Raw genomic sequence first — 26,457 nt, 5'->3', positions numbered from 1 at the left:
CGCGGCCGGCTCGAGCCGTGACGGGGTCATTGCTGGCTGGCGAGGCCGGTAAGCTGGCGTACCGGCGTCTTTGCCGCCTCCCCGGGAATGGAACTCTCCGCGGCGCGCGTCTTCGGGCTCACCTGGACGATGTCGCCGGGTTGAAGGGTGGTTTCGAAATTCGCCTGGAGCGTCACCGGTGCGAGGCCGGCCTGCCGCGTGATCCTGATGTCCCAATCCGCTGCCGCGCCGGAGCCCTGGCTCGCCACCACCCGGCGGCGCCGGCTTTCGGCGATCTCGCGCGCGGTCGGCAGGCTGCGCTCGACCTCGAGAATCTTTTGCCGGGTGTCCTGCAGCTCGAGCACGACACGGCGCATATAGGTGGTGTCGAGCTCACGCAGCCGCAGCGTCAGCTCGCCGAGCGCCGTCTCGCTCTTGGCCAGCTCCGCCCTCAGGCGCGCCGCCTCGCCCTGCGTGCGGGCATAGTCGCGCTCGCGCTCGACCTGGACGGTGCGCAGGCCATGGCCGGTCGTCGCCAGCTTGTTATATTCGGTCGACTGCTCGCGCGTCAGCTCGACCTGCCTCTCGACCAGTCGGGCTTGCTCGGTCAGGGCGGCCTTTTCGGACTGGAGCCGCGCGACCTGCTGGCTCAGCAAGTCGCGCTCGCCCTCGCGGGCCCGCCGCTGGAAGTCGAGGATCTCCTGCTCGCCGGCCAGGATCTGGGGGCTGCCTGCGCTTCGTGCATCGGCCACGAGCTGCTTGACGCCGTCGCGCTCGGCTTCGAGGCGCTGGCGGCGTGCCGTCAGCGTCTGCAGCGAGGCGGTGAGCAACTGCTCGCGCTCGTCGGCGAGCAGGAGCTCGGATTTGAGCACGGCGATCGACTCGTCGCCGACCCGATAGCCGCCGGCCAATGCGACCGCCGCGAGGATGTTGAGCCCGTGCCGGAAGGGATAGGTTCCCGGCGAGCGCACCTCGCCCATGATGTAGACCGGCTTCAGCTCGGCGATCCGCAGGCTGACCACGGCATCCTTGAGGTAACCGTCCATGAGGCCGCTGCGGATCCTTGCTTCCGCCTCCATCGCCGTGAGGCCTGCGACCTTGATGCGCCCGGCGAGCGGCATGTTGACCGCGCCGGAGCCGTCTAGGACGAAGTCGCCGGAAAGGTCCGTCTGGCCGAAGACCGAGATCGTGACCTTGTCGCCGATCGAGAGCGTCTCGGCCGCCTCGCGCTCGGCGGCCGAGACGGTCGCGACCAGGATGAGTGTCCAAGCCGCCAGCGCCAGGATGAGCGGGTGCAGCCGATGCCATCCCGATGGGATAGCAAGTGCCACGGCGCGCGAGGCATGGTGAAATTTCCGGGGGTGGATTGACGTGTCCAAAGCCGGCTCCGACCGTCTTGCCCGCAGAGGGGCGATGCGATGCCGGCAGGATGTCAGGGCAGGGCCACTTTCCGCATTGGCATTCGGGCCAAGGCGTGTCGCTACCGGATTAACCCCATAGTCGAGCGCGGCAGCCATCCTTGGGCGGGGGTGCCGTTCGCGTCGCCTGGGAGTAGCCCTTCCTTGTTGGCGCCGAGGCGCTTACCTCCCAAAAGCGTCCTTTGAGAAGGCGGCGCTTGCAGCAAAGCTTTTGGCTCCCTCCCGTGCACGATCCGGCGGAGCTCAGACATGCAGAAGCGTATCCTCGTCACTGGCGGCGCCGGCTTCGTTGGCTGCCACCTCTGTGAACGGCTGGTCGCCCAGGGGCACCAGGTCATCGCGGTCGACAACTACTATACCGGGCGCCGCGAGAACCTGACGGCGTTGCTCGGCCTGCCCAATTTCGAGGCGCTCAGGCACGATGTGACCTTCCCGCTCTATCTCGAGGTCGACGAGATCTACAATCTCGCCTGTCCGGCCTCGCCGGTGCATTACCAGCGCGACCCCGTGCAGACCACGAAGACCAGCGTCCTCGGCGCGATCAACATGCTCGGCATGGCCAAGCGGCTCGGCATCCCGATCCTGCAGGCATCGACCAGCGAGATCTACGGCGACCCGGACGTCCATCCGCAGGTCGAGGATTATCGCGGGCTCGTCAGCATCAGCGGGCCGCGCGCCTGCTATGATGAAGGCAAGCGCTGCGCCGAGACGCTGTTCTACGACTACAAGCGGCGCCATGGCGTCGAGATCCGCGTCGCCCGCATCTTCAACACCTACGGACCGCGGATGAATCTGGAGGATGGCCGCGTCGTCTCCAACTTCATCGTCCAGGCGCTGCGCAACGAGCCGATCACGCTCTATGGCGATGGCCGCCAGACCCGCGCCTTCTGCTTCGTCGACGACTTGGTCGAAGGCCTGATGCGGCTGATGAACGTGACCCAGCCTTTGGACAGCGCGGTCAATCTCGGCAATCCGGTCGAGACCTCCATGGCCGAGATCGCCGATCTGATCATCTCGCTGACCGGCTCGCGCTCGCCGATCGTGTTCAGGCCGCTGCCGCAGGACGACCCGCGCCAGCGCTGCCCCGACATCAGCAAGGCGCAGGAGCTGCTGCACTGGCGGCCCAAGGTGTCCCTGCAGGACGGGCTGAAGCGGACGATCTCCTATTTCGAAGGCGTGCTGTCGAGGATGCAAGACCCCGTGCGCCGGGTCGAGGTCGCGAGGGCGAACTCGTGACGCAGGACGGCACGCTTCCCCGCGCCCGCATCATGGGCGTCAACGTCAGTGCCATCACCATGGCGGACGCCCTTGGCGCGGTCGAAGGCTGGATAGCCCGCAAAGATCGGAACTATGTCTGCATCACCGGCGTCCATGGCGTGATCGAGAGCCAGTCGGATCCCAGGCTCATGGCGATCCATGAGCGCGCGGGGATGGCAACGCCCGACGGCATGCCGCTGGTCTGGATGGCCCGCAAGCTCGGCCATGGCCGGACCGAGCGGGTCTACGGCCCGGACCTGATGCTGCGGCTCACGGCACTGTCGGCCGAGAAGGGCTATCGCCAGTACTATTTCGGCGGTGCGCCCGGCCTTGCCGAGCGCTTGCGCGAGCGTCTCGCCGCGCGCTTTCCCGGGCTCGCCGTCGTGGGCACCTTTTCGCCGCCCTTCCGGCCTTCCTCGGCGGAGGAGGACGAGGAGATCGTGCGCATGATCAACGCCGCCAAGCCGGACATCGTCTGGGTTGGGCTCAGTACGCCCAAGCAGGAATACTGGATGGCGGCGCACCTCGACCGGATCGAGGCGCCGGTCATGATCGGCGTTGGCGCGGCTTTCGATTTCCTCGCCGGCACCAAGCGCCAGGCCCCGGCCTGGATGCAGAAGCGCGGGCTCGAATGGCTGTTCAGGCTGCTCTCGGAACCGCGGCGGCTCTGGCGCCGCTACGGCAAGATCGTCCCGCAGTTCATGCTCGGCGCCAGTCTGCAACTGCTCCGGCAGAAGACCGTGCTCGCTGCTGCCTCGAAGAGGTCGATCTAACCCCAACAGATAACTAGTCCCAAAAGGGTTATAGTTCCGTTTAACCACCTGATTTAAAAAGATAAAAACGCTATCACTGAGTTCCATTCTTCAGTGGAGCGAAGTAATGTCCAAGAAATCTGTGCTGGTTACCGGTGCTGGCGGCTTTATCGGCTTCCATCTTGTCAATTACCTCAAGGATCGAGGCTATTGGGTTCGAGGGGTCGACATCAAGGACCCCGAGTATCAAGCCAGCGCGGCGGACGAGTTCCGCATCCTGGACCTGCGCGAGATGGACGATTGCCGCGAGGCGGTCCAGGGCATGGACGAGGTCTACAATCTCGCGGCCGACATGGGCGGTATCGGCTACATCTCCGGCGCGCACGCCTCGATCACCTTCAACAACACGATGATCAGCGCGCAGATGCTGAAGGCGGCCTACGATGCCAAGGTCCAGCGCTTCCTGTTCTCGTCTTCGGCCTGCGTCTATCCGCAATATCTTCAGGATGTGCCCTCGGTCGTGCCGCTGAAGGAGGACGATGCCTTCCCCGCAGATCCCGAACCAGGATACGGGCTGGAGAAGCTCTACACCGAGAAACTGTGCGAATACTTCACGCAGGACTACGGTTTCCAGACCCGATTGGTCCGCTTCCACAATGTCTACGGGCCGCTCGGCACCTGGGACGGCGGCAAGGAGAAGGCGCCGGCCGCCATCTGCCGCAAGGTCGCGATGGCGAAGTCGGGCGAGACGATCGAGGTCTGGGGCGACGGCAAGCAGACCCGCTCCTTCATGTACATCGACGACTGCGTCGAGGGCATCTACCGCATCATGCGCTCTGACTATTCCGGGCCGCTCAACCTCGGCACGGACGAGCTGGTCGATGTCAGCGGGCTGGTCGACATCATCGCCGGCATCTCCGGAAAGACGATCCATAAGCGCTTCAACACCAATCGTCCGCAGGGCGTGCGCGGTCGCAACAGCGACAACAACCGCCTGCGCGAGGTCCTCGGCTGGGAACCGTCGATCCATCTCAGCCAGGGGCTGATCCCGACCTATGCCTGGATCTCGGGCGAGGTGAAAGCGCGGGCCGAGCGCGAGGCCGGCATCGAGCACATTCCGACGATCGCGGCGCAATAGCGCCGCCTTTCCGCCTGGCCGAGCAAGATCCCTGGAGTATGTCATGCCGGATGTAGTCACGACTGTCGTGCCCGCCTCGGTCGGCATGGCAAAGCCGGGCCGGCCGCTCGGCGCCAATGTCACGCCAGCCGAGCGGCGGCGGCTTGTCGCTGCCGCTCTGATGGTCGGAGACCTCGTCACGCTGACCATCGTCATGGGACTGCTTCAGTTGGGCGCGGCCATGGCCGCGTCCGATACCGACACCAATATGGCGAGCCTGATGCTGGTCTGGGCCCTGGCGCTGTGCGGCGCCCTTGGCGGCTTCAGGCTCTATGGCTCGGATCGGGCCGAGCCGGTCGACCGCTTGCGCCGGCGCACGCTCGGCAACGTCGTCGCGGCTGCCGTGGTGCTCACCTGGCTGGCGGTCGATGATCCGGCCAGCCATCTCTGGGGCTTCGTGGTCGCCGGCGCCGGATTGTCGGTCGTGCTCGGCTATTATGTCGAAGCGCTGGTCCGTGGTGCGTTGGTGCGGCGCGATCTCTGGTCCGCCCCGACCGTGCTCTACGGCACCATGCCGGCCTGCCTCGCCCTGGCGCGCGATCTGGCTTTGCACCCGGAGCTCGGCCTGAAGCCGGTCGCCATCCTCACCGACGAGGAGGCCGATGTGCTCACCGAGGCTTTGGAGACTGCGGGCCTTCCGGTGATCACCCGCGGCCAGGCCAACATCATCTCGCCGGGCATCGAGGTCGCGCTCTGCGCCTCGGGGGATCTCCATGTCGAGAAGGCCGACTGGCTGGCTCGCCTGCCGCTGCGCCAGATCTTCGTGGTCCATGACGCCTCGATGCTGCAGGTCCTCAATCCCCAATTGCGGGCCATGGGCGGGCTGCTCGGCCTCGAATTGCGCAGCGCCATCCACATGCCGCGCAACCTGCGCCTGAAACGGGTGCTCGACCTCGTCGTCGCGATCCCGCTCGCCCTTCTCGCTCTGCCCGTGATCGCGGTGCTCGCATTGGCGGTGAAGGCGGTCGACAGCGGGCCTGCCTTCTATGCCCAGCCGCGGATCGGCCGTAACGGCCACGTCTTCAAGGTCTACAAGCTGCGCAGCATGTACGTCGATGCCGAGGCGCGGCTCGCTGCGCATCTGGAGGCCGACAGCGCGGCGCGGCATGAATGGGAGCGCTTCTTCAAGCTGTCGAACGACCCCCGAATCCTGCCGAGGATCGGCCAGTTCATCCGCCGCACAAGCCTGGATGAGTTACCCCAGCTCTGGAACGTCCTGCGCGGCGAGATGAGCATCGTCGGGCCCAGGCCGTTCCCGGCCTATCACAACCAGTGCTTCGACACCGCCTTCCAGGCGCTGCGCACCAGCGTCCCACCTGGCCTGACCGGACTCTGGCAGGTCACGGATCGCAGCGAAGGCGATCTCGTCGTCCAGAAACGGCAGGACAGCTTCTACATCCACAACTGGTCGTTCTGGCTGGATTTCTACGTGCTGCTGCAGACGGTCCCGGCCGTTCTGCACGGGCGCGGCGCGAAATAGTACGCAAGTCGATCTGAGCCGGAGCCGGTCGCTCGCGAGGCGCCGGCCGGGTCGATCGGTATCCCCGGGTGAAACCGCAGGCGAGGCATCAGGCCATGGATCTCTTCAGCGATATGCGAGGCCCCCGTCAGCCTGTGACGCTCGCCAGGCACTATGATGTGGTGACCTTCGACTTTCTCTCCATGCTCTGGCGCCGCAGATTGCTGATCGCCGCAGTGACCTGCGGGGTCATGTTGATGGCGGCCCTCTATCTGATGGTGACGCCGCAGCGCTACACCGCCGACCTGGTGCTGCAATTCGACTTCACGCGCGAAGACAGCGGCGGGGGCGGCAAGGCGAGCAGCGTCGCGCTCGATGCCTCGACGCTGGTCGAAAGCGAGGCGCGGATCATCCGCTCGCTCGCGACGGCGCGCGCCGTCGCGGCGCGCCTTGGCCTCGACCAGGAGACAAGGACGCAGTCCTCCGGCCTTCTCGGAGGGGCGGCCGAACTGATCTTTCCGTCGGCTGTGCGCAGGACGTTGCGCGACCTCACCGGTTTCGGCGATGCCGCCGAGCCGACCCAGCGCGACATCGCCGCCCAGCGGCTGCTCGCGTCGCTGGGCGTCAGTAACGACACCAAGGCCTATCTGGTCACGCTGACCTATCGCGACACCGATCCCGACCGCGCCGCGCTGATCGTCAACACCTTCGGAAACGAGTATCTGCGCCGGAAGATGGAAGCCACGGCGAACGCCTCCCAGCGCTCCAGCCAGTGGTACGGGGCGCAGGCGCAGGAGGCCCGCGCCAATCTCGGACGGATCGAGAAGGAGATCGAGGCATTCCGGGTACGGACCGGCTTCGTCGAGCTCGGGCAGGACGGCGCCGACATCCAGCAGCAGCAGCTGCGCGACATGCTGACCCAGCTCAATACAGTCTCCGCCACGCGGCTCGGCGAGGAAACCCGATTGCAGCGCGCGCGGGTCTCGCTTGCAGCCGGCAACATCCCGCAGACCAGCGATCTCGGCAGTTCGCCAGTGGTCCAGCAGCTGCTCGACGAGGAGGGCAAGGCCCGCCGGGCGCTCGACGAGATGGTCGCAGTGTCGGGCGAGCGTCATCCGGCCGTGCAGCGGCTGAGGCTGTCGCTGACGGCGGTGCAGGAACGGCTGCAGAAGCAGCTGGCGCAATCCGTCGCCAATATCGAGACCGACGTCCAGGCCGCTCGCAATGCCGAGGCGGCGCTGCGCGAGCGCGTCGCCGCCTTGCAGACCAAGTCGATCGAGGCGAGGGGTCTGGAAGGACAGCTGCGCACCTTGCAGGCTGAAGCGACGGCGGCACGCGACCGCCTGAAGCAGCTTTCGGATGCCCACCAGCAGGCCAGCGCCGTGAGCGAATTGCGGCCGATCATCGCCCAGATCGTCGCGCCGGCCGACATTCCCTCGCTGCCGAGCTCGATCAAGCCGTCGCTGCTGCTGGGGCTGGCCATGGCGGGCGGGCTGATGGCCGGGGCAGGACTCTCCTACCTGCTGGAGAAGCGCGATCGCGGCTTCCGCAGCGAGAACGAGTTCGCCACCGAGACAAGGACCAACTGCGTCGGCCTTCTGCCGAATCTCGAGCATTATCCGGGTGGGCTGGAGAGCCTGGTCTTCGCCGAGGCGGTGCGCTCGATGGTGGCCGAGCTGTTCCCGGCCAGCAATCCTCCCAAATTCGTGCTGATCACCTCGTCGGCGCCGGGGGAGGGCAAGTCCTTCGTCGCCTCCGCCATGGCGCGCGTGCTGGCGATGATGGGCCAGCGGGTCCTGGTCGTGGACGGCTCGCCCCGGCGCCTGCTGCTCGGCCAGAACTTTCCGCACGAGGCGCTGCTCGACCAGTGCCTGCCGCAGGTCGGCGACGCCGGCGGTCCGGGAACGAGCCCGGTCGCCACGGTCCGGCGCGCGTCCGGCCTGCGCGACAGCCAGAACGTCTATTCGAATCCGGCTTTCGAGGCGATGTTGCGCGAGGCGCGGGCGCGCTACGACGTCATCCTGTTCGAGGTGGCGCCCGTGCTGCTCTCCGCCGACAGTGCCTTGCTGCGCGAGCACGCCGACACCGTGTTGCATGTGGTCAGATGGAACGACACGTTGAAGAGCACCGTGTCGGCGACGCTCGATCATCTCGGCAAGCTCGGTCTGGATGTCGCGGGCGTTGTGCTCAACGGCGTCGATCTCGAAGAGCAGGGCCGGTACGACGTCTCCGACCGCGGCCGGGTCTATCGCAACTACAAGTCCTTCTATCAGGCCTCGGCATGAGCCGGCGCTTGCATCGCTACGCCGCGCTGCTTGCAGCGCCCGATCTCGGCGGATCTTCGCCGGCGCCGCAGGCTGGCGGATTCAGCTGCACGGAGTGCGGGTCGCCCGCTGTCCACCTGCCGAGCGAGCTGTCACCCGAGGCGCTGGTCATCTGCGACGGCTGTCAGCGCCCGGTCGCAACGCTGGCGGCCTTCCGGACCTATGTCGATCGCCTGGCTGCGAGTGCCAGGTTCTGCGACCATCATCTGACGGTCTGCCATTCGGACGGTGGAACCCGGGCGGACCCGACCGCGTTGACATAGGCGGTGAGTTCGCCTTCTGGTTTCGAGAATGAGGCCATTTGAGGGCCCGATCTGTGAGGCAAACCACTGCCTCGGGGCGTATGAGGCCAATCCGTCAACAGGATGAGGCTGGCGACGCCAAGAATTAATCCATTGATATACTGAACCAAAACAAGACGATTAGTCCGTTCGGACTAATCCTTACGAGTAAGGGCTCGCCGGTTTAGGTAGCACCGAATCAGGCCTCAAGGGTATCTAGGCAGCGATCACTTAATGTGTTGCAGCCAAAAAAGGAGCCCCTTTATGGCCACATTCTACGTCTCGACCACCGGAAGCGACAGCAATACGGGTCTGGATGAGAATTCATCTTTCCAGACGCTGGAGCGGGCGGTCGAAGCCATGCACCAGAGCAATGGTGCCGACACGGTCTACATCGCTGGAGGTACCTATTATGTGGACGATGCTCTGCAGCTGACCTCCGCCGATTCCGGCTCCTCCTTCGTGGCGATGTCCGGCGAGAACGTCGTGATCAGCGGCGGCACGCAGGTCAGCGGCTGGACGCAAGGTTCCGACGGCATCTGGACGGCCCATGTCGACGCGCAAGACGTCCAGCAATTCACCGTCAACGGCGAGAAGCAGACCGAAAGCCGCTACCCCGACGTCGATCCGAACGATCCCGTTCATGGCGGCTGGCTCTGGGGGCAGGACCTCCCGGCAGGATACGACGCCCAGAAGTCGATGGCGTTCGACCCCTCGGACTACCCAGACGGCGAGCAACCCAAGGCCGGCGACACCGTTACGGTCTACACCGAGAACGGCTATGCCAGCGAGGTGCTGACCATCGCCTCGGTCGAAGGCAATGTGATGACCTTCACCACGGAGGCCAATTACGATCTCGGCGCCGCGAGCCGCTACTACGTCTCCCAGGACACGCCGGATAATGTCGGCGAATGGTCCTACGATGCCGAGACGCAGACCATTTCCTACAAGGCTCCGGACGGCTTCACCGGCGAGGGCGGCGTCGTCTCCGGCGACCACAGCATCATCTCCATCGACGGAGCGGACAACGTCACTGTCAAGGGCATCACCTTTACCGACACCGCCTCGAGCTCGGGCGACCCGACCACCGCGGCGATCGAGGTGAACGACGCCAACGGCGTGGTCATCGACGGCAACCAGTTCGTCAATGTCGGCGTCGGCGTCGCCCTGCACGGCGACAGCAGCGGCAATACCGTCTCGAGCAACAGCTTCGAGCACACCTGGTCGAGCGCCATCGCCATGACGGCCGGCACCAGCGACAACCGCATCACCAACAATACCGTTGACCACTCGAACGAGGTGTACGTCCAGTACGGCTCGATCGACATGCAGGAGTCTGCAGGCAACCAGATCGACCACAACACGATCACCAACGTGCCGCGCTTCGGCATCTCGGAGGTCAATTACGATCCCGACAACCAGTCCGGCGGCAACACGATCGAGTACAACGACATCCGCCATTCCGGACAGCAGACGCCCGATACCGGCGCCATCTACCTGTTCTCGGCCGATGACTCCGGCGCTGACGGCAGCATCATCCGCTACAACACGATCGTCGACACCGGTGGAACCAACACCAAGGATGGCGGCTTTGCGGAGGACTGGAGCTCCGGCATCTATCTCGACAACATGGCGAGCAATGCCCAGATCTACGGCAACTTTGTCCAAGGGACGACGTTCAGCGGCATCCTCGTCCATGGCGGCTCGAACAACGAGATCCACGACAACACGCTGCTCGACAACGGCAAGTACGGGATCTCGACGATCGAGGCGGACGGCAATCCGATCGACGGCAACGAGACCTACAACAACTTCATCCAGGTCTCCGGAGACGGCAGCAACACGATCGATACGGACCAGACCGATCCGAGCCTGATCCACGATAATGTCTACTACAACCCGGACGGTGGCGAGCTGACCATTGCCGACGTCTCGCTGGCGAGTTTCCAGCGCCAGGGCGGCGATTCCGGCAGCACCGAGACGAGCCAGGCCGGCTTCACCGATGCGGCGAATGGCGACTACAGCTTCGTGTCGGGATCCGTGGCGCAGGCGCATGGCATCGACTCGGTGCCGTTCGACTCGGTCGGCTCGGCGCTGACCGGCACCTCGCCCGAGGTCGAGACGCCGTCGAGCGGGAACGGCAGCGGCACGCCGCCGACGACCTCCGAGCCGGTCACCGAAACGCCGCCTGTGACGGCCGAGCCGTCGACGCCGAGCGAGGAGACGCCGACGACTCCATCGACCGGGGAAGGCACGTCGCCCGGCACCTCCGAGCCCGGCAACGAAACGCCTCCGGTGACGGCCGAGCCGTCGACGCCGAGCGAGGAGGCGCCGACGACTCCGGCGACCGGGGAAGGCACGACGCCCGACACCTCCGAACCGGACAGCGGGAACCCGGACGTGATCACCATCCCCGATGTCGATACCGGCACGGGCGGGACGGACGCGGAAACGCCGTCGAATTCCGGAGGTGGTGGCTGGGGCGGCCATGGTGGCTGGGGCGGCCTCAGCGGCGGCCGCTGGTCCTGGGATGGCGGCTCATCGCGTCGTGGTGACGACGACCATGGCGGCGGGCGCAACGGGTCGCGGGACAGTCAGGCAAGCAACGACGACGATACCGGCGGTGGTGGCCGCAACGACTGGCGAGGGGGCCAGTCGCGCCATGACGACGACAACGACCACCACTGCCACAGCCAGCTCTCGCACTGGCACTGGTAGCGCCGGAAGCATTGGACCGAAAAGCGGGATCGACTTTTCGGGGAAATCCGGTGCCGAAACAAAGGGCTAGATCGCCATTTTGCGTCCGTTAGGACGCACGGCGATCTGGCCGCTGCCTCGAGGCGACCCGGCCATGGCGGCCGGGTCGCCATTCTCCGCGGCGCGCTTCGCGGGGGCCTCGCCTTCCTCTTCCAATGATTGCCGCCCGCCCGGATACGCCGGCGTCGACGGCTGCAATTGCGCCAAAGGAAACCGACGGACATGCTCTCGCAAACGGTTCGCAAGCTGACGCCCGCATTCGCATCGCTGTTCGGGCTTTCCTTCGTGCTGAACCTGTTCGTCTTCGTCTCCCCGCTCTACACGATGCAGATCTACGACAGGGTGCTGACCAGCCGAAACGGCACCACGCTGGTCATGCTGTCGCTGATCGTGCTCGCCTTGTTCGCGGCTTATGCCGCGCTTGAGCATTTCCGCAGCAGAGCGCTGGTCCAGCTCGGCCTGTGCGTCGACAAGGCGCTGTCCGAGCCTGCCTTCGAAGCCGCCTTCCACGGTGCGCTTGACGCGAAGGGCTCGCCGACCCTGCCCATTCGCGATGTCGAGACATTGCGGGCGACGCTGTCGGGCAGCCTCGTGCCATCGCTGATGGATGCGCCCTGGATTCCGATCTATCTCGCCCTCTGTTTCATCCTGCATCCGGCGATTGGCGCTGTAGCCACGCTCGGCGCCATCGCGATCCTGGGTGTCGCCCTGCTGAACGAGCGCATCACCAAGGGATCGCTGATCCGCGCCTCGGAGCTCGGCCATGGCGCAAACGAGCGACTGACGGCCTCGCTGCGCAACGCCGAAGTCATCAAGGCGCTCGGCATGGGCCAGCCGATCCGAACCGAATGGCAACGGCAGCGTGGCCAGGCGCTGGCTTACCATACGGCCGCGGCCGATTGGGGCGGGACGCTGCTGGCCGCGACGAAGCTGTTGCGGCTGACGCTGCAATGCGCGGTGCTTGGCGTCGGCGCCTATCTCGCGATCAACCAGAACCTCGCGGCCGGCGCGATGTTCGCGGCATCGCTGATCATGGGCCGCGCGCTCGCGCCGATCGAGGGCGCCGTCGGCCAATGGAAGAGCTTCGTCTCCGCCCGCAGCGCCTTGCAGCGGTTGAGCCGGAGCCTGAAGGCGCCATCGGATGATGCGACGCCGATGACCTTGCCGAATCCGGCCGGCTCGCTGCGGGTCGAAGGCCTGAGCGTGCGCAGCCCGAACGGGAACGCATTGCTGCTGCACAATGTCTCGTTCGAAGTCGAGCCGGGGGAGATCGCTGCCGTGGTCGGGCTGACCGGTTCCGGCAAGTCGTCGCTGGCCCGGGCGCTGGTCGGCGTCTGGTCCCCTACCCATGGCGTGGTGCGGCTCGACGGAAACGACATCAGGCATTTCCCCGACGAGCAGCGCGGGCGCATCCTCGGCTATCTGCCTCAGGACGTGGAATTGTTCGCCGGCAGCGTGCGCGACAACGTCACCCGCTTCGATCCCGACGCGACCGACGAGGCCGCCGTCGCGGCCGCCTCGGCCGCCTCCGCGCATGAGCTGATCCAGGGCTTCCCGGACGGCTATGCGACGCAGATCGGCGAGGGCGGGGCAACCCTCTCCGGCGGGCAGCGCCAGCGCATCGGGCTGGCGCGCGCGCTATACGGGCAGCCGGCGCTGGTCGTGCTCGACGAGCCGAACGCCAATCTCGACATGGATGGCGATGCCGCGCTGGCGCGCTCCCTGGCTGGCTTGCGCGACGCCGGCGCGATCGTCGTCGTGATCACCCATCGCCCGCAGCTGCTCTCGCAGGTCGACAAGATCATCCTGATGCAGAAGGGCCAGGCCGTCAGGGTCGGCGGGCGCGACGAAATCCTGCCGGTGCTGCTGCAGCCGGGCAATGGCGCACGCATCCAGCCGCCACAGCGCGGTCAGACGGGACAGGTCGAGCCGCTCTCGGCAGCAAGGTGGGCACGTCGATGAACTCCGTCCTGAACAAGCTGAAGCTCGTCCCGCACACAATGAAATCCGTCCTGAACCGGCTGCCCTGGCGCCGGCATCTCGAACCTCTGCTCGCGTTCGCGAGACAATGGCTCCAGCGCACGAGCGTGCCTGCGCAGGGGGATGGCGATTGGCGCGCCCCGGTGCGCAAGGGTTATGTCGTGGTCGGTCTCGCGCTGGGAGCCGGCGGCCTCTGGTCGGTGACCGCGCGGCTCGACAGCGCCGTGGTGGCGCATGGCAGCATCGTCGTCGAGAGCGATCGCAAGGCGGTGCAGCATCTCGAGGGCGGGCTCGTCGAGGCGATCGCGGTGCGCGACGGGGCCGACGTCAAGGCCGGCGAAACCCTCCTGCGCCTTGATACGACGCAGGCGGCGGCGCAGCGCAGCGTGGCGCGGCTGATCGTGTTGCAGGCCCTGGGTGAGGAGGCGCGCTTCACCGCCGAGATCGACCGCCTCGACCGCATCACCTTCCCGAGCGAACTGCTCGATACCGCTGAGACGAAGGAGGCGCGCCGGGTCATGCTCGACCAGGAGCGCCTGTTCAAGGAACGGCAGTCCACGCAGAAGCTGGAGGTCTCGATCCTCAAGGAGCGGCTGACGCAGTCCGAAAAGCAGTACCAGTCGAACGAAGCGCAGCGCGAGGCCGCGATCAGCCAGGCCGCTAGCATCAACGAGGAGCTGACCAGCCTGCGGCCTCTCGCCGACAAAGGGTTTGTCGCCTCGACCCGGATCAACCCGCTCAAGCGCTCTTTGACAGAACTGCAGGGCCGCATCGGCTCGCTGGAGGCCGATCTGGCAAGGCTGGCCGTCGCCAATGACGAGATCCGGCTCCAGATGAGCCAGATCGGCCTGAAAGCCTCCGAGGAGGCCTCGACAAAGCTTGCCGAATGCCGGGTCAAGCTCGCCGACGCCCGCGAGAAGCTGCGGATCGCCGAGGACGTGCTGGCGCGCGCCGAAGTCCGCGCGCCGCGGGCCGGGCGGGTCGTGGCTTCGAAGATCCATACCGTCGGGGCCGTGGTCAAGCCGGGCGAGACACTGATGGAGATCGTGCCGCAGGACGACGAGCTGATCGTCACCGCCAAGGTCTCGCCGATGGACGTGAACAACCTGCATCCGGGCATGGCCGCGGAGGTTCGCCTGCCATCGTTCAAGGGGCGGGCGACGCCCTTCACCGTCGGCGAGGTCAAATCGGTTGCCGCCGATGCGCTGCGCGACGATGTCCTGCAGCAGATGGTCTATGAATTGCGCGTCAGCGTCTCGGCCTCGGGCTTCCCGCCCAAGGTCAGGGCCAAGCTCAGGCCCGGCATGCCGGCCGAGGTCTATGTCCCGACCGGCGAGCGCACCGCCATCGCCTATCTGATGCAGCCGCTGACCGACTCGATGCGGTCGAGCTTCCGCGAGGAGTGAGCGCGGACGGGGTAGGGCGATCGGAGGAGCCGATCGCCCTGCGGCACGGCAACTTCGCTCGGCCGATCAGCCGAGATGGCCGCTTGAGCCCGCAGGTTTCTCTTCCAGTATTGCGGCGCGATCAGCAGCCGCTTTCGGGGAGCCAAACCTATGCCCAAGATCATCCCGGTCGTGATGTGCACGGGACATGGCGCCAGCCTCTGGCCGATCGCGCGCGAGACGATGCCGAAGCAGTTCATCCCGTTGTTCGGCCGGGATTCCTCCTTCCAGCGCACGCTTCGGCTGCTGTCCGATCCCGATGTGTTCGATCTGCCGATCGTGGTGACGAACGCGGACCAGCGCTTCACCATCGCCGACCAGTTGCAGGCGATCGGCCTGCGCGCCGAGATCGTGCTGGAGCCCGCCGGGCGCGGGGCTGATTCCGCCGCGGCGACCGCGGCCGAGCTCGGCCTTGCCCGCAGCGAGACGGCGCTTGTCGGCATCTTTCCGGCCGACCATGTCGTGCAGGACGGCAAGCTCTTTGTCGAAACCTGCGCGAGAGCCGCCGCTGTCGCCGCACAGGGCCGTATCGTCGCGATCGGCATACCTCCATGCCATCCGGCGACTGCCTATGGCTACATCCGGCCGGGAACGGAGATCGCCGACGGCGTACGCGGGGTCGAGGACGTGGCGGCGAAGCCAGATGCGGCGCTGGCGGCGCGCTATCTCGCCGAAGGCTACCTCTGGAACTCCGGCAATGTCGTCTTCGACGCGGCGACGATGCGGACGAGGCTTCAGGCTGCCGCCAGGGGAGCGATCGGCAACGGTAAGGCGAACGGGGCCAGTCTCGGCATCCGCATGCTCGAAACCGACGCTTCCGCCGAACTGCCGGCGATTGCAGCGGAGCCCCCAGCGCTGGAGCAGGCCGATACCGCAGCGGTGATCGCCGGCCATTTCGGCTGGTCGGATGTCGGCAATTGGACCGCGGTCTGGCAGCTTTCCGAGAAGGGCGCGCACGGCAACGTCGTCCAGGGACGCGGCTACGTGCTCGATGGCACGAACAATCTGGTCCGCTCCGAGGATGCCGTCGTTGCCATTGTCGGCCTGGACGATGTCGCCGTCATCGCGACCCGCGACGCCATCCTGGTGACGTCGAAAGCCAAGGCCGACAAGGTCAAGGACGTCGTCGCGCTGGTTGCGGCGAACCATGAGCCGGAAGCCGCCAGCCATCGCGAGATCCACCGGCCCTGGGGCAAGTATCTCTCCGTCGATCTCGACGAGCGCCATCAGGTCAAGCGCATCACCGTCAAGCCGAACGGCGTCCTCTCCCTGCAGAAGCACCATCACCGCGCCGAGCACTGGGTCGTGGTCCGCGGCACCGCGCAGGTGACGCGCGACGACGAGACCATCCTCGTGCATGAGAACGAGGCGATCTACCTGCCGATCGGCTGCGTCCATCGCATGGCCAATCCGGGCAAGATTCCGCTCGAGATCATCGAGGTCCAGGTCGGCTCCTATCTCGGCGAGGACGACATCATCCGCATCGAGGACATCTATCAGCGCTGCTGAAAGCGCCGTGGTTACCGCACCTCGTTGACGTAGATGTGGGCTCGCGTCGTGGCGCGATGCCAGCCGAGGACCGTGGGAACTCCGGCCTGGTCATAGGCGACCTCGTCGATCGTCAGCACCGGATCACCGGCGGCGAGTGCCAGGAGCGCGACGTCCTCCGCGCTTGCGATGTCGGCGGTGATCTGCTCGCGCATGGCTGAAATCCGGATGCCGTAGCGCTCGAGCAGATGGAGATAGAGCAGAGGCGGCAGCTCGGCGATGTCGCGCGGCCAGTCCCGCAGCCGCTCCTGCGCCAGCACCAGCTTGTCGTGCATCACCGGGCGGCCGTCGGCATGGCGGATGCGATGGACGCGGATCACGCCGCCGGCCTTGATCTGGAGGGCCTCGGCCTGTGCCTGCGTGGCAGGCAGGGCTTCAACGCTGAGGAACTGGCTGGTCGAGCGCACCAGGCTGCCATCGGCCCGGTGCAGGCGAAAATACTGGAAGACGAAGCGCAGGCTGTGATGCGGTGTGCGTCCGGTCACCACCGTCCCGGTCTTGCGGCGGCGCGTCAGCAGCCCCTCCGCCACCAGATCGGCCATCGCCCGGCGGACCGTCCCGACGGCGATGCCGAAGCCCTGGGCCAGCGAGGTCTCGCTCGGCAGCACCATGCCGGGCGGCCATTCGCCGACGAGGATCGCCTCCGACATGTGCCGCTTCACGCGCTCATAGAGCGGCGCGGCCTCCGCAGCGCCGAAATTCGGCAGCGTCGGCGCCGAGGCCCCGGAGCCGTTGCCCGTTCCGGCGGCAGTTGCCGTCGTTTTTTTGGCATTGACAGGAGGCATGCCGTTCGTTCCTATTTCTATATAGTTTATATGAAAAAGAGGTATCCGCAAATGGCTTTGCCCACTGCGGCTTGTCGACGGCTCCATCGCAGATCGCACCGGTGCCGGACAAGCGTTGCGTCGTCGGCTGAGCGATGACCGCGCCTGCATCCCTGCTGTATGACAAGACAGCGCTGGCCGAGGCCCAAGGCTGGATCGCCGCCAATGTCGATGTCGCCGTCGCCGAGCTCGGCCGGATGATCGCGGTCGACACCTCCTTTCCGCCGGGCCAGGGCTATGACGAGTTCGCCGGGCTGATGGAGGACCTCGTCGTGCCGCTCGGTTTCGCGACCGAACGGGTGACCGTGCCCGAGACGCTGTGGCAGGTGCCGAACGGCCCGGCCGTTGGCCCGCGCACCAACCTGATCGCCAGCCGCCCCGGCGATCGGCCAGTCTGCGGCCTGTATTTCCACGTCGACACCGTGCCCGCTGCCGCTGGCTGGGCGACCGACCCGCTGCGGATGCAGTGCGATGGCGATCGCCTGATCGGCCTTGGCGCCGCCGACATGAAGGGCAGCATCGCCGCGATCCTGCTGGCTTTGCGCGCAGCGCAGGCCTGCGGTGTCGCGCTCGCCTATGACCCGATGCTGCTGTTCTGCACCGACGAGGAGGGCGGCCTTTATCCCGGCATTCGCTATCTCGCCGAGCAGGGTAGGCTCTCCGGGCATGTCCTCAACTTCAACGGCAGCGCTGAGGCGCGGATCTGGGCCGGCTGCTTCGGCCTGTTCAACCTGCTGGTGCGCATCCATGGCCAGGCCGTCCATGCCGGCGAGGGAAATGGCAAAGGCTCCGGCCTCAACGCCATAGAGAGCGCCCTGCCGCTGCTCAACGCGTTGATGGCGCTGAAGGCACAGGTCGCGACCCGGATCTCCGCCTTGCCGCCGCCGCCCGGCAAGCCGCCGCTCGCTGCCCAGCTCAATCTCGCCGCGATCGCAGGCGGCACGGCCGGGGGCCAGGTTCCTGCTCTGCTCGAGCTGACGATCAACCGCCGCTATGCCCCCGAGGAGCGTTTCGAGAAGGCGCTGGCCGAGATCGAGGCGGTGATCCGCCGCAGCGCTGCCACAGTACCCGGCCTCACGGTCGAGACCGCCTTGGTCGGCCATCTCATGCCGACGGCCGATCCGGCCGGCCCGCATTGGCCGCGCTGGCAGGCTGCGATGGGAGAGGGCTTCGGCTACGCGCCGGAGGATTTCCGGCGCTGGGGGGCGGCGAGCTGCTCCGATTTCGGCTGGGTCCAACGCGCGACCGGCCGGCAGGAGGTTCTGCTCGGAGGTCTCGGCCGGCCCGATCGCAACATCCATTCGCCCGGCGAATACACGACGGTGCCGGACATCGTCTCGCTGGCGCAGGCGGTGCTGTCCTATCTCGCCGCCGATTTCAGGCCCGATCTCAACCCCGATACCCCGCCGTCCCAGAGCTGAAGGAGCGCCCCATGCCGAGCATCCATCGTCGCGATTTCCTCGTCGCCTCCGCAGCCCTGAGCGGCCTAGCCCTCTCCGGCATGCCGGCCTTCGCCCAGGCGCCGCGCCGCGGCGGCACGCTTCGCGTCAGCGTCGACCAGGCGGTCGCCAAGCTCAACCCGCTCGTCACCCGGGTGAACCCGGAATATCTCGTCGCCGAACTGCTCTATTCCGGCCTGACCCGGCTCAAGCTCGACATGAGTGCCGAGCCCGATCTCGCTGAATCCTGGAGCAATTCCGCCGATCTGACCGAATGGACCTTCGTTCTGCGCAAGGGCCTAGCCTTTCATGACGGCTCGCCCTGCACCGCTGCCGACGTCGTCGCGACCTTCGAGGCGATCCTCGACGCCAAGACCGCTTCGCCCGCCCGCCAGAATGTCGGGCCGATCGCCAAGGTCACGGCCAAGGACGACAACACCGTTGTCTTCAACCTCTCCGCCCCCTTCGCCGACCTGCCGGTGACGCTGGCCTATACCAACGCCAAGATCGTGCCGGCCGCCGTGATCAAAAGCGGGCTGGAGAAGCTCGACCGCCAGGCGGTCGGTACCGGCCCGTTCAAACTCGTCTCCTTCGAGCCCGAGCGACTGATCGTCGTCGCCCGCAACGACGCCTTCTACGACAAGGAGCGGCCCTATCTCGATCGGATCGAAGTGGTGGTCTACCCGGACGTCAGCGCCGAGGCTTCCGCTTTGATCGCGGGCGATACCGACCTCATCACCACGACCCCGCCGACCGAGTTCGGGCGCCTGCAGAAGGCGTCCGGTGTGAAGGCGCTGCGCGTGCCGTCGGGCCAGTTCTGCAATGTCAATTTCGGCTGCGACCAGAAGCCGTTCAACGACGTGCGCGTACGCCAGGCGCTGGCGCTCACCGTCGATCGCGCCGCGATGGTCGATTTCGTCACCGAAGGCTTCGGCTCCGCCGGCAACGACACGCCGCTCAACCCGGCCTATCGCTTCTATGCCGAGCAGCCGCTGAAGAAGGCCGATATCGCCAGGGCCAAGGCGCTGCTCGCCGAAGCCGGTTATCCGAAGGGGCTGGAGGCCACGTTGATCGCCTCCGACCGGCCGGGCCAGCGCACCCAGCTCGCGGTCGCGCTGCGCGAGATGGCCAAGCTCGCCGGCTTCGACATCAAGGTCGAGACCATGCCGCACGCGACCTATCTCGACCAGGTCTGGAAGAAGGGCTCGTTCTATGTCGGCTTCTACAACATGCAGGCGACGGCCGACGCCATCTTCTCGCTGCTCTACACCTCCAATGCCGCCTGGAACGAGACGCGCTGGAACAACGCGGCCTTCGACAAGCTCGTGTTCGAGGCGAGGGCAACGGTCGACGAGGCCAAGCGCCGCGCGCTCTATGCCGACGCGCAGAAGCTGATGAATGCCGAGGTGCCCTCGATCATCCCGGCCTTCTTCGACCTGCTCGGCGCCCAGCGCGACTGGGTCGAGGGCTATCAGCTGCATCCGCGCGGCGCCGTCTTCCGGCTCGACCATGTCTCGCTCGGCGCCAAGGCGCCGAAGCGCGGCTGAGCCGGACGGGATTGCAGCGCCGTGTCGCCGAGTTACGTCCTCAAGCGCATTCTGCTGATCGGCTACACGCTGCTGGTCGTGTCGCTGATCGTCTTCGCGATCACCCAGGTTCTGCCGGCCGACGCGGCCGTGATGATGCTGGGCGAGAATGCGACGCCGGACGCGCTGGCGGCGCTGCGTGCCAGGATGGGGCTGAACGATCCCATCTGGATGCAGTACCTGCACTGGCTCTCCGGCGTGTTGCGCGGCGATTTCGGCGTCTCGATGCGCACCGGCCAGCCGGTCGCGCCGGCGATGCTGGAAGCGCTCGGCCGCTCGCTGCTGCTCGCTTTGTTCTCGATCACGCTGATGCTGGCGGTGGCGATCCCGCTCGGCATCGTCGCCGCGGTCAGGCGGGGCAGGGCGGCCGATCTCGGTGTCGGCTTCCTGTCCTATGTCGGCGTCTCCCTCCCGGAATTCGTCACCGCGACGCTGATCGTGCTGGTGCTGGCCGACTGGCTGCAATGGCTGCCGGCGACCGGCTATGTGCCGCTGACCGAGGATCCGCTGCGGGGGTTGAAACACCTCGTCCTGCCGGTGCTGACGGTGTCGCTGATCCTGATCGCCCATGTCTCGCGCATGGTGCGTTCCGAGCTCGTCGATGTCCTGCACTCCGATTACATCGGCGCGGCGCGACTGAAGGGGCTGTCGAAGCGGCAGGTGCTGTTCAAACACGCGCTGCGCAACGCGCTGCTGCCGACCATCACCATCGTCGCGCTCGATGTCGGCTATCTGCTCGGCGGCGTCATCGTGGTCGAGGAGATCTTCGCGCTCCCCGGTATCGGCCGGCAGCTCATCGTCGCCATCCAGGCGCGCGACCTGCCCTCGATCCAGGCCGGCGCGCTGATCATGGCAACGACCTATGCCATCGCCAATTTCCTTGCCGATATCGCCTATGCCTGGCTCGACCGGAGGATCCAGTATGATTGAGATCCTCCGGCGCATGCTGCGCTCGCCGCAAGGCGCGCTCGGCCTCGTGATCGTCGGGCTGATCCTGCTCGTCGTCATCGTAGGGCCCGCCGTCGCGCCCTACGACCCCGAGAAGATGGCGCCCTTGACGCGCTACAAGCCGCCGAGCGCGCAGTTCTGGCTCGGCACCGACCAGTATGGTCGCGATATCCTGAGCCGGCTGCTGCACGGCGCCCGCGCCACCGTCCTGCTGGCCGTGCTGGCGACGGCGCTGGGCACGCTGGTCGGGGCGGTCGTCGGCACTGTCTCCGCCTTCCTCGGCGGGCGCAGCGACGAGGCGATCATGCGCACCGTCGACGCGATCATGTCGATCCCGAGCCTGCTGCTGGCGCTGCTGATCGTGAACCTGCTCGGCAAGAGCAGCCTCAATGCGCTCTTCGCCATCGCGCTCGCCTTCGCGCCGGGCATGGCGCGCGTCACCCGCTCGGTCGCGCTCTCGGTGCGCAAGCAGGATTATGTCAACGCCGCGATCGCGCGTGGCGAGAGCGCCGCCTTCATCGTCGGGCGCGAGATGCTGCCGAACGTCATCGCGCCGATCATCGTCGAGATGACGATCCGCGTCGCCTTTGCGGTGATGCTGTTCGCGACGCTGTCCTTCCTTGGCCTCGGCGCCCAGCCGCCGGCCTCCGAATGGGGGCTGATGGTCTCGGAAGCCCGGCGCTTCATGCATTTGAGCCCATGGATGATCCTGTGGCCGAGCCTTGCCGTCGCCCTGGTCGCGATCGGCTTCAACCTGCTCGGCGACGGGCTGCGCGACGTGCTGAACCCGAGGAGCTGAGCGATGGGCGAACCGATCCTCGACATCGCCGGCTACAGCCTCGACTACGCGACGCCGAGCGGCTTCACCCGCGCGCTAGATGACGTCACGCTGGCGATCGCCAGGGGCGAGGTGCTCGGCCTGGTCGGCGAATCCGGCTCGGGCAAGACCTCTCTCGCCTGGGCGATCATGCGCCATTTGCCCAAGAGCGCGCGCGAGGCCGGCCGCATCAGCCTGACGGGTCAGGACCTGCTCAAGACTAGCGAGGCCGAGATCGAGGCGATCCGCGGCCGGCGCATCGGCATGGTCTTCCAGGACCCCAGCACCTCGCTCAACCCGACGCTGCCGCTCGGCGAACAGCTCGCCGAGGTGCTGGTGCGCCATCGCGGCCTGACGCGCCGGCAGGCCTGGGCGGAAGGCGAGGAGCGCCTCGCCCATGTCGGCCTCAAGATCCCCAAGCAGATGATGCGGCGCTATCCGCACGAGGCCTCCGGCGGCGAGAAGCAGCGTGTCGTCATCGCCACCGCCTTCGCCTGCCAGCCCGAATGCATCATCTTCGACGAGCCGACGACGGCGCTCGACGTCATCACCGCCCGGCAGATCCTCGACTTGTTCAAGCACTTGCAGGAGGAGACCGGCGTCGCCTCGCTCTATATCTCGCATGATCTCGCGCTGGTCTCGCAGATCGCGAGCAGAGTCGCCGTGATCCATCGCGGCAAGATCGTCGAGCAGGGTGGGGTGGGCGAGGTCTTTGCACGGCCGCGCGACGCCTATACCCAAAGGCTGCTCGCCGCGGTGCCGCGGCCCGATCATCGCCTGGTCGAGGCGGCTCCCGAGACGGCGGACAGGCCGCTGGTCGAGGTCGAGAAGGTCAGCGTCCATTATGGCCGCAAGCCCTTTCTCGGGCACCTGCTCGGCCGGGCGAACACGCAATTCACCGGCAATCGCGAGGTCAGCCTGTCGATCAAGCCGGGCGAGATCCTCGGCATCGTCGGCGAATCCGGCTCTGGCAAGTCGACGCTGGCCAAGGCGATGACGGGCCTGAACCGCTTCGAGGGCGAGATCCGCTTCGCCGGCCGCAGGATCACCGGCCTTTCCGACATGGACCGGGCCTATCGCCGCGACGTCCAGATCATCTTCCAGCACCCCGATTCCTCGCTCAATCCACGCCAGCGCATCCGCGAGATCCTGTCGCGCCCGCTCGCGCTCTACGGCGAGCCGAGAGCGCGCAAGGATGCAGCCGCGATCGGCGAACTGCTGGAGCAGGTCAGGCTGCCGGCATCCTATGCCGAGCGCTATCCGCACCAGCTTTCCGGCGGCGAGAAGCAGCGCGTCGCGATCGCGCGCGCCTTCGCCTCCAGGCCCAAGCTGGTGATCTGCGACGAGATCACCTCGGCCCTCGACGTCTCCGTGCAAGCTTCGGTGATCGAGCTCTTGGTCGACCTGCAGAAGCGCTTCGGCACGGCCTATCTCTTCATTACTCACGACCTCAATCTGGTCCGCCAGATCGCCCACCGGATTGCGGTGATGTATCGCGGCGACCTGGTCGATCTCGTCGATGTCGCCGCGCTCTCCGGTGGCGATCTCCACCCCTACACCCGCTCCCTGCTCGCCGCCGTGCCCGCCCCGGCCACGGCCGCCGCCTGACCTTGCGAGGCCGACGATGAACCCCCGCGACCTGATCCATGCGCTCGACGAGAAGGCCTGCCTCGCGCTCCTCTCCGACTGGGTGAAGCACAAGAGCTACAGCGAAACCGAAGGTGAGAAGGCGCTCGTCCACCATGTCGTCGGGCAGATGCAGGCGATGGGCCTCGAGGCGGAGGCGCAGCCCTTCGACGACGGCCGCCGCGCCAACGCCATCGGTCGCTGGAAAGGCACTGGCGGCGGCAAGAGCCTGCTGTTCAACGGCCATCTCGACACCAATCCGGCGACCGAGGGCTGGACGGTCGATCCCTGGGGCGGGGTGGTCGACGACGAGTTCATCTACGGCATCGGCGTCTCGAACATGAAGGCGGGCGACGCGGCCTATTATTGCGCGGTCAAGACGCTGATCGACGCCGGCGTGAAGCTGAAGGGCGACGTGATCCTGACTTTCGTCGTCGGCGAGTTGCAGGGCGGCGTCGGCACAGTCGCGGCGATCCGCAACGGCATTCGCGCCGACTATTTCGTCAACAGCGAGCCGACCGACCTGCAGGCCGTGACCATGCACGCCTGTGCATTCTCCTTCGTGATCGAGCTCACCGGCAACACGCGCCACCTCTCCAAGCGCGAGCAGGCGGTCGATGCGATCATGGCCGCCTGCGACCTGATCCCGAAGCTGAACGCCATGACCTTCTCCGGCGCGCCGTCGCCCGAGCATGAATCGATCAACCGCGTCCATGTCGGCGTCGTCCACGGCGCGCTCGGCAAGGAACTGCACGAATGGCGCGCCCCGCAGGTCTCGGACTATTGCAAGCTCAAGGGCTCCGGCCGCTATGCGCCCGGCCAGACGCAGGAAGGCGCGCTCGCCGACATGCGGCGCGAGCTCACCGCGCTGGAGCAGCGCTTCCCCGGCCTCAAGACCGCGATCCGCATCGAGAAAAAGGAGGGGCACCAGTCGATGCCGGCCTTCGAGGTCGCGAAGGACGCCCGCATCGTCAAGAGCATCAACGCCGCCTACCAGGTGGTGCGCGGCGAGGCGCAGCCGACCGGGGCGATCAAGCCACCCGGCTTCTTCGGCACCGATGCCGGCCATCTCTATGCCGAGGCAGGCATGGAAGGCATCGTCTGCGGTCCCGGCGGGCGCTACAACACCATGCCCGACGAGCGCGTCGAGATCCGCGACTTCCTCGACATGGTCCGCATCTACATGCTGACCATCCTTGACATCTGCGAAGTGGCGTGAGTCCGGTCTTCCCGCGCGAGGACTTCACCCGCCGGGTCGCCAGGGCCCGGACCGCCATGGCGCAAGCGGGCGCCGAGCCGCTGCCGGTCGACCATGCCGAATTACTGTCCTGACTGACCAGCTATACCGTCTCTGAGACGATTTATCGCGTCGCCTTCCTGCCGCGCGAGGGGCCGAAGGCTGCCGGAGACTGACCGCGACGCCGGGCGGGCTGCTCACCAACCGCATGGACTGAGAGAGAGGGAGGGCCGGCCTTTCGCCGGCCGGCCTTCTTGGCTCAGTCGAATTAGTATTGACTAATGAATTAGCGATTGCTAATTGATTTGTATGCTCGAGATCGCTCCCGTCTCCACCGTCATGCGTGCGCTCGCCGATCCGACCCGGCGTGCCGTGTTCGAGCGCATTTCCGCTTGCGACGAGATCACCGTCGCGGAGCTCACCCGCGGTAGCGGCGTGACGCAGGGCGCCATCTCGCAGCATCTCAAATCACTGAAGCAGGCCGGCCTCGTCGCCGAGCGGCCGGAGGGTCGCAACGTCTTCTATCGCGCCGAGCCGGAAGGCCTGGCGCCGCTCATCGACTGGATCGGCCATTACGGCGTGTTCTGGCGCGAGCGCTTCGCCAACCTTCGCAGCCTTCTCAAGGAGATCGATCCGTGATCGACCTGAAGCCCGCCACACAGGCGATCATCGTCGACGAGATCCTGCCGCACGCGCCCGAAACGATCTGGAAGGCGCTGACCTCGAGCAGGCTGATCGCCCGCTGGATCATGGAACCCACGGGCTTCGCGCCCGTCCAGGGCACGCGCTTCACCTTCAAGACGACGCCGGCCGGCGCCTGGGACGGCACGATCCATTGCCAGGTGCTCGAGGTGATCCCGAACGAGCGACTGTCCTATTCCTGGAAGGGCGGTGACGACGGCAATGTCGGCTACGGCTCCCGGCTCGACACGGTCGTCACCTGGACGCTGTCCAGGCAAGGGGACGGCACGCGCGTGCGCCTCGTCCATTCCGGCTTCGAGCTGCCGCGCAACGAGATCGCCCTCACCAATATGGGCCGCGGCTGGAAGAGTATCCTGCCGCGCCTCGGCGATTTCGCTGGCGAGGACGACTGACCACCGCCGACGCCTTCCACAGTCTCGGCTGTTTCCCATCCCTTCCTGGAGAATGACGATGAGCCATGCCTATACGGGCGGCTGCGCCTGCCGCGCGATCCGCTACGAGATCACTGCCGAACCGGTCGCGAGTAATGACTGCCAGTGCCGCCAGTGCCAGCGCCAGAGCGGCACCGGCCACAGCTCTTATCTCAGCTTCGCCGGCGCGCCCGTCACGGTCGAGGGCAAGGCGAGCACCTGGGACGTGGCCGGCGAGGGCGGCACGGTCAAGCGCTGCGCCTTCTGCCCAACCTGCGGCTCACCGGTCTACCTGACCTTCCCGGACATTCCCGACCTGTTCATCATCCGCGCCGGCAGCCTCGACGAGCCCGCCCGCTACAAGCCGGAGATGGTGTTCTGGCATTCTGTCGCCCAACCGTGGGACCATGTGCCTCCAGAGGCCACGAAGTTCGAGAAGCTGCCGCCTCGGGGAGGTTGAGCATCTTCGGAATCACGCCGTCATCCCGGGC

General features: G+C 66.6%; 20 protein-coding genes. 18 read left to right on the top strand and 2 right to left on the bottom strand.

Annotated features, from left to right (window positions below):
* Nucleotides 1-26 precede the first annotated feature (26 nt).
* Entirely contained in the window at nt 27-1,310 is a 1,284-nt protein-coding gene (locus V7S63_RS02765) for a polysaccharide biosynthesis/export family protein (protein ID WP_336529127.1), read from the bottom strand.
* A 336-nt stretch (nt 1,311-1,646) separates the two neighbouring features.
* Here V7S63_RS02765 and V7S63_RS02760 point away from each other — a divergent pair, with 336 nt between their 5' ends.
* From V7S63_RS02760 to V7S63_RS02720, 9 genes are all read left to right on the top strand, one after another.
* On the top strand, nt 1,647-2,633 hold the full coding sequence (locus V7S63_RS02760) for a UDP-glucuronic acid decarboxylase family protein (RefSeq protein WP_091829515.1): 987 nt from the start codon (nt 1,647-1,649) through the stop codon (nt 2,631-2,633).
* Nucleotides 2,634-2,665: 32 nt separating this feature from the next.
* Nucleotides 2,666-3,427, top strand: coding sequence for a WecB/TagA/CpsF family glycosyltransferase (locus tag V7S63_RS02755; RefSeq protein WP_336529654.1), 762 nt, complete (start codon nt 2,666-2,668; stop codon nt 3,425-3,427).
* A gap of 106 nt (nt 3,428-3,533) precedes the next feature.
* The gene (locus tag V7S63_RS02750) at nt 3,534-4,544 is read left to right on the top strand and encodes an NAD-dependent epimerase/dehydratase family protein (RefSeq protein ID WP_100960045.1); all 1,011 of its coding nucleotides are present in this window, start codon (nt 3,534-3,536) and stop codon (nt 4,542-4,544) included.
* A 43-nt stretch (nt 4,545-4,587) separates the two neighbouring features.
* Nucleotides 4,588-6,063 (top strand): exopolysaccharide biosynthesis polyprenyl glycosylphosphotransferase, encoded by a 1,476-nt coding sequence (locus V7S63_RS02745; RefSeq protein ID WP_336529126.1) that lies wholly within the window; start codon nt 4,588-4,590, stop codon nt 6,061-6,063.
* A gap of 95 nt (nt 6,064-6,158) precedes the next feature.
* A complete protein-coding gene (locus V7S63_RS02740; RefSeq protein ID WP_091829509.1) occupies nt 6,159-8,327 on the top strand; it encodes a GumC family protein in 2,169 nt (722 codons plus the stop codon).
* 584 nt (nt 8,328-8,911) lie between these two features.
* Entirely contained in the window at nt 8,912-11,365 is a 2,454-nt protein-coding gene (locus V7S63_RS02735) for a right-handed parallel beta-helix repeat-containing protein (RefSeq protein WP_336529125.1), read from the top strand.
* A gap of 261 nt (nt 11,366-11,626) precedes the next feature.
* Entirely contained in the window at nt 11,627-13,366 is a 1,740-nt protein-coding gene (locus V7S63_RS02730) for a type I secretion system permease/ATPase (RefSeq protein WP_336529124.1), read from the top strand.
* Nucleotides 13,363-14,790 (top strand): HlyD family type I secretion periplasmic adaptor subunit, encoded by a 1,428-nt coding sequence (locus tag V7S63_RS02725; protein WP_336529123.1) that lies wholly within the window; start codon nt 13,363-13,365, stop codon nt 14,788-14,790. Before V7S63_RS02730 ends, V7S63_RS02725 begins: the two co-directional genes overlap by 4 nt.
* A gap of 150 nt (nt 14,791-14,940) precedes the next feature.
* Nucleotides 14,941-16,338 carry a mannose-1-phosphate guanylyltransferase/mannose-6-phosphate isomerase gene (locus tag V7S63_RS02720; RefSeq protein ID WP_336529122.1) on the top strand — a complete coding sequence of 466 codons (1,398 nt, stop codon included), beginning with the start codon at nt 14,941-14,943 and terminating at the stop codon, nt 16,336-16,338.
* An 11-nt stretch (nt 16,339-16,349) separates the two neighbouring features.
* Here the strand turns inward: V7S63_RS02720 and V7S63_RS02715 are convergent, their stop codons facing one another.
* Nucleotides 16,350-17,162, bottom strand: a complete 813-nt coding sequence (locus tag V7S63_RS02715; protein WP_336529121.1) for a GntR family transcriptional regulator — start codon at nt 17,160-17,162, stop codon at nt 16,350-16,352.
* Nucleotides 17,163-17,296: 134 nt separating this feature from the next.
* Here V7S63_RS02715 and V7S63_RS02710 point away from each other — a divergent pair, with 134 nt between their 5' ends.
* From V7S63_RS02710 to V7S63_RS02670, 9 genes are all read left to right on the top strand, one after another.
* On the top strand, nt 17,297-18,622 hold the full coding sequence (locus V7S63_RS02710) for a M20 family metallopeptidase (RefSeq protein ID WP_336529120.1): 1,326 nt from the start codon (nt 17,297-17,299) through the stop codon (nt 18,620-18,622).
* An 11-nt stretch (nt 18,623-18,633) separates the two neighbouring features.
* The gene (locus tag V7S63_RS02705; RefSeq protein ID WP_336529119.1) at nt 18,634-20,187 is read left to right on the top strand and encodes an ABC transporter substrate-binding protein; all 1,554 of its coding nucleotides are present in this window, start codon (nt 18,634-18,636) and stop codon (nt 20,185-20,187) included.
* 21 nt (nt 20,188-20,208) lie between these two features.
* Entirely contained in the window at nt 20,209-21,156 is a 948-nt protein-coding gene (locus V7S63_RS02700; RefSeq protein WP_336529118.1) for an ABC transporter permease, read from the top strand.
* Nucleotides 21,149-21,973 carry an ABC transporter permease gene (locus V7S63_RS02695; protein ID WP_336529117.1) on the top strand — a complete coding sequence of 275 codons (825 nt, stop codon included), beginning with the start codon at nt 21,149-21,151 and terminating at the stop codon, nt 21,971-21,973. Before V7S63_RS02700 ends, V7S63_RS02695 begins: the two co-directional genes overlap by 8 nt.
* Before the next feature lie 3 nt (nt 21,974-21,976).
* Nucleotides 21,977-23,599 (top strand): ABC transporter ATP-binding protein, encoded by a 1,623-nt coding sequence (locus V7S63_RS02690; RefSeq protein ID WP_336529116.1) that lies wholly within the window; start codon nt 21,977-21,979, stop codon nt 23,597-23,599.
* A 16-nt stretch (nt 23,600-23,615) separates the two neighbouring features.
* The gene (locus tag V7S63_RS02685; RefSeq protein ID WP_336529115.1) at nt 23,616-24,836 is read left to right on the top strand and encodes a M20 family metallopeptidase; all 1,221 of its coding nucleotides are present in this window, start codon (nt 23,616-23,618) and stop codon (nt 24,834-24,836) included.
* Between the two features lie 327 nt (nt 24,837-25,163).
* Nucleotides 25,164-25,493 carry an ArsR/SmtB family transcription factor gene (locus V7S63_RS02680; RefSeq protein WP_336529114.1) on the top strand — a complete coding sequence of 110 codons (330 nt, stop codon included), beginning with the start codon at nt 25,164-25,166 and terminating at the stop codon, nt 25,491-25,493.
* Nucleotides 25,490-25,948 carry an SRPBCC family protein gene (locus V7S63_RS02675; RefSeq protein WP_248307390.1) on the top strand — a complete coding sequence of 153 codons (459 nt, stop codon included), beginning with the start codon at nt 25,490-25,492 and terminating at the stop codon, nt 25,946-25,948. The genes V7S63_RS02680 and V7S63_RS02675 overlap by 4 nt, the downstream gene beginning before the upstream one ends.
* A 58-nt stretch (nt 25,949-26,006) precedes the next feature.
* Nucleotides 26,007-26,426, top strand: coding sequence for a GFA family protein (locus V7S63_RS02670; RefSeq protein ID WP_100960071.1), 420 nt, complete (start codon nt 26,007-26,009; stop codon nt 26,424-26,426).
* The last annotated feature ends 31 nt before the right edge of the window (nt 26,427-26,457 follow it).

The organism is Allobosea sp. CCNWLY174, assembly GCF_037120455.1.
Lineage (GTDB): Bacteria > Pseudomonadota > Alphaproteobacteria > Rhizobiales > Beijerinckiaceae > Allobosea > Allobosea lupini.
Note: the sequence above shows the minus strand (reverse complement) of the source record. Positions and strands in the feature narration are given on the sequence as shown.

Coding starts and splice junctions, on each gene's coding strand:
- V7S63_RS02760 (WP_091829515.1), top strand. CDS start 1,647: ATGCAGAAGCGTATCCTCGTCACTGGCGGCGCCGGCTTCGTTGGCTGC.
- V7S63_RS02755 (WP_336529654.1), top strand. CDS start 2,666: ATGGGCGTCAACGTCAGTGCCATCACCATGGCGGACGCCCTTGGCGCG.
- V7S63_RS02750 (WP_100960045.1), top strand. CDS start 3,534: ATGTCCAAGAAATCTGTGCTGGTTACCGGTGCTGGCGGCTTTATCGGC.
- V7S63_RS02745 (WP_336529126.1), top strand. CDS start 4,588: ATGCCGGATGTAGTCACGACTGTCGTGCCCGCCTCGGTCGGCATGGCA.
- V7S63_RS02740 (WP_091829509.1), top strand. CDS start 6,159: ATGGATCTCTTCAGCGATATGCGAGGCCCCCGTCAGCCTGTGACGCTC.
- V7S63_RS02735 (WP_336529125.1), top strand. CDS start 8,912: ATGGCCACATTCTACGTCTCGACCACCGGAAGCGACAGCAATACGGGT.
- V7S63_RS02730 (WP_336529124.1), top strand. CDS start 11,627: ATGCTCTCGCAAACGGTTCGCAAGCTGACGCCCGCATTCGCATCGCTG.
- V7S63_RS02725 (WP_336529123.1), top strand. CDS start 13,363: ATGAACTCCGTCCTGAACAAGCTGAAGCTCGTCCCGCACACAATGAAA.
- V7S63_RS02720 (WP_336529122.1), top strand. CDS start 14,941: ATGCCCAAGATCATCCCGGTCGTGATGTGCACGGGACATGGCGCCAGC.
- V7S63_RS02715 (WP_336529121.1), bottom strand. CDS start 17,162: ATGCCTCCTGTCAATGCCAAAAAAACGACGGCAACTGCCGCCGGAACG.
- V7S63_RS02710 (WP_336529120.1), top strand. CDS start 17,297: ATGACCGCGCCTGCATCCCTGCTGTATGACAAGACAGCGCTGGCCGAG.
- V7S63_RS02705 (WP_336529119.1), top strand. CDS start 18,634: ATGCCGAGCATCCATCGTCGCGATTTCCTCGTCGCCTCCGCAGCCCTG.
- V7S63_RS02695 (WP_336529117.1), top strand. CDS start 21,149: ATGATTGAGATCCTCCGGCGCATGCTGCGCTCGCCGCAAGGCGCGCTC.
- V7S63_RS02690 (WP_336529116.1), top strand. CDS start 21,977: ATGGGCGAACCGATCCTCGACATCGCCGGCTACAGCCTCGACTACGCG.
- V7S63_RS02685 (WP_336529115.1), top strand. CDS start 23,616: ATGAACCCCCGCGACCTGATCCATGCGCTCGACGAGAAGGCCTGCCTC.
- V7S63_RS02680 (WP_336529114.1), top strand. CDS start 25,164: ATGCTCGAGATCGCTCCCGTCTCCACCGTCATGCGTGCGCTCGCCGAT.
- V7S63_RS02670 (WP_100960071.1), top strand. CDS start 26,007: ATGAGCCATGCCTATACGGGCGGCTGCGCCTGCCGCGCGATCCGCTAC.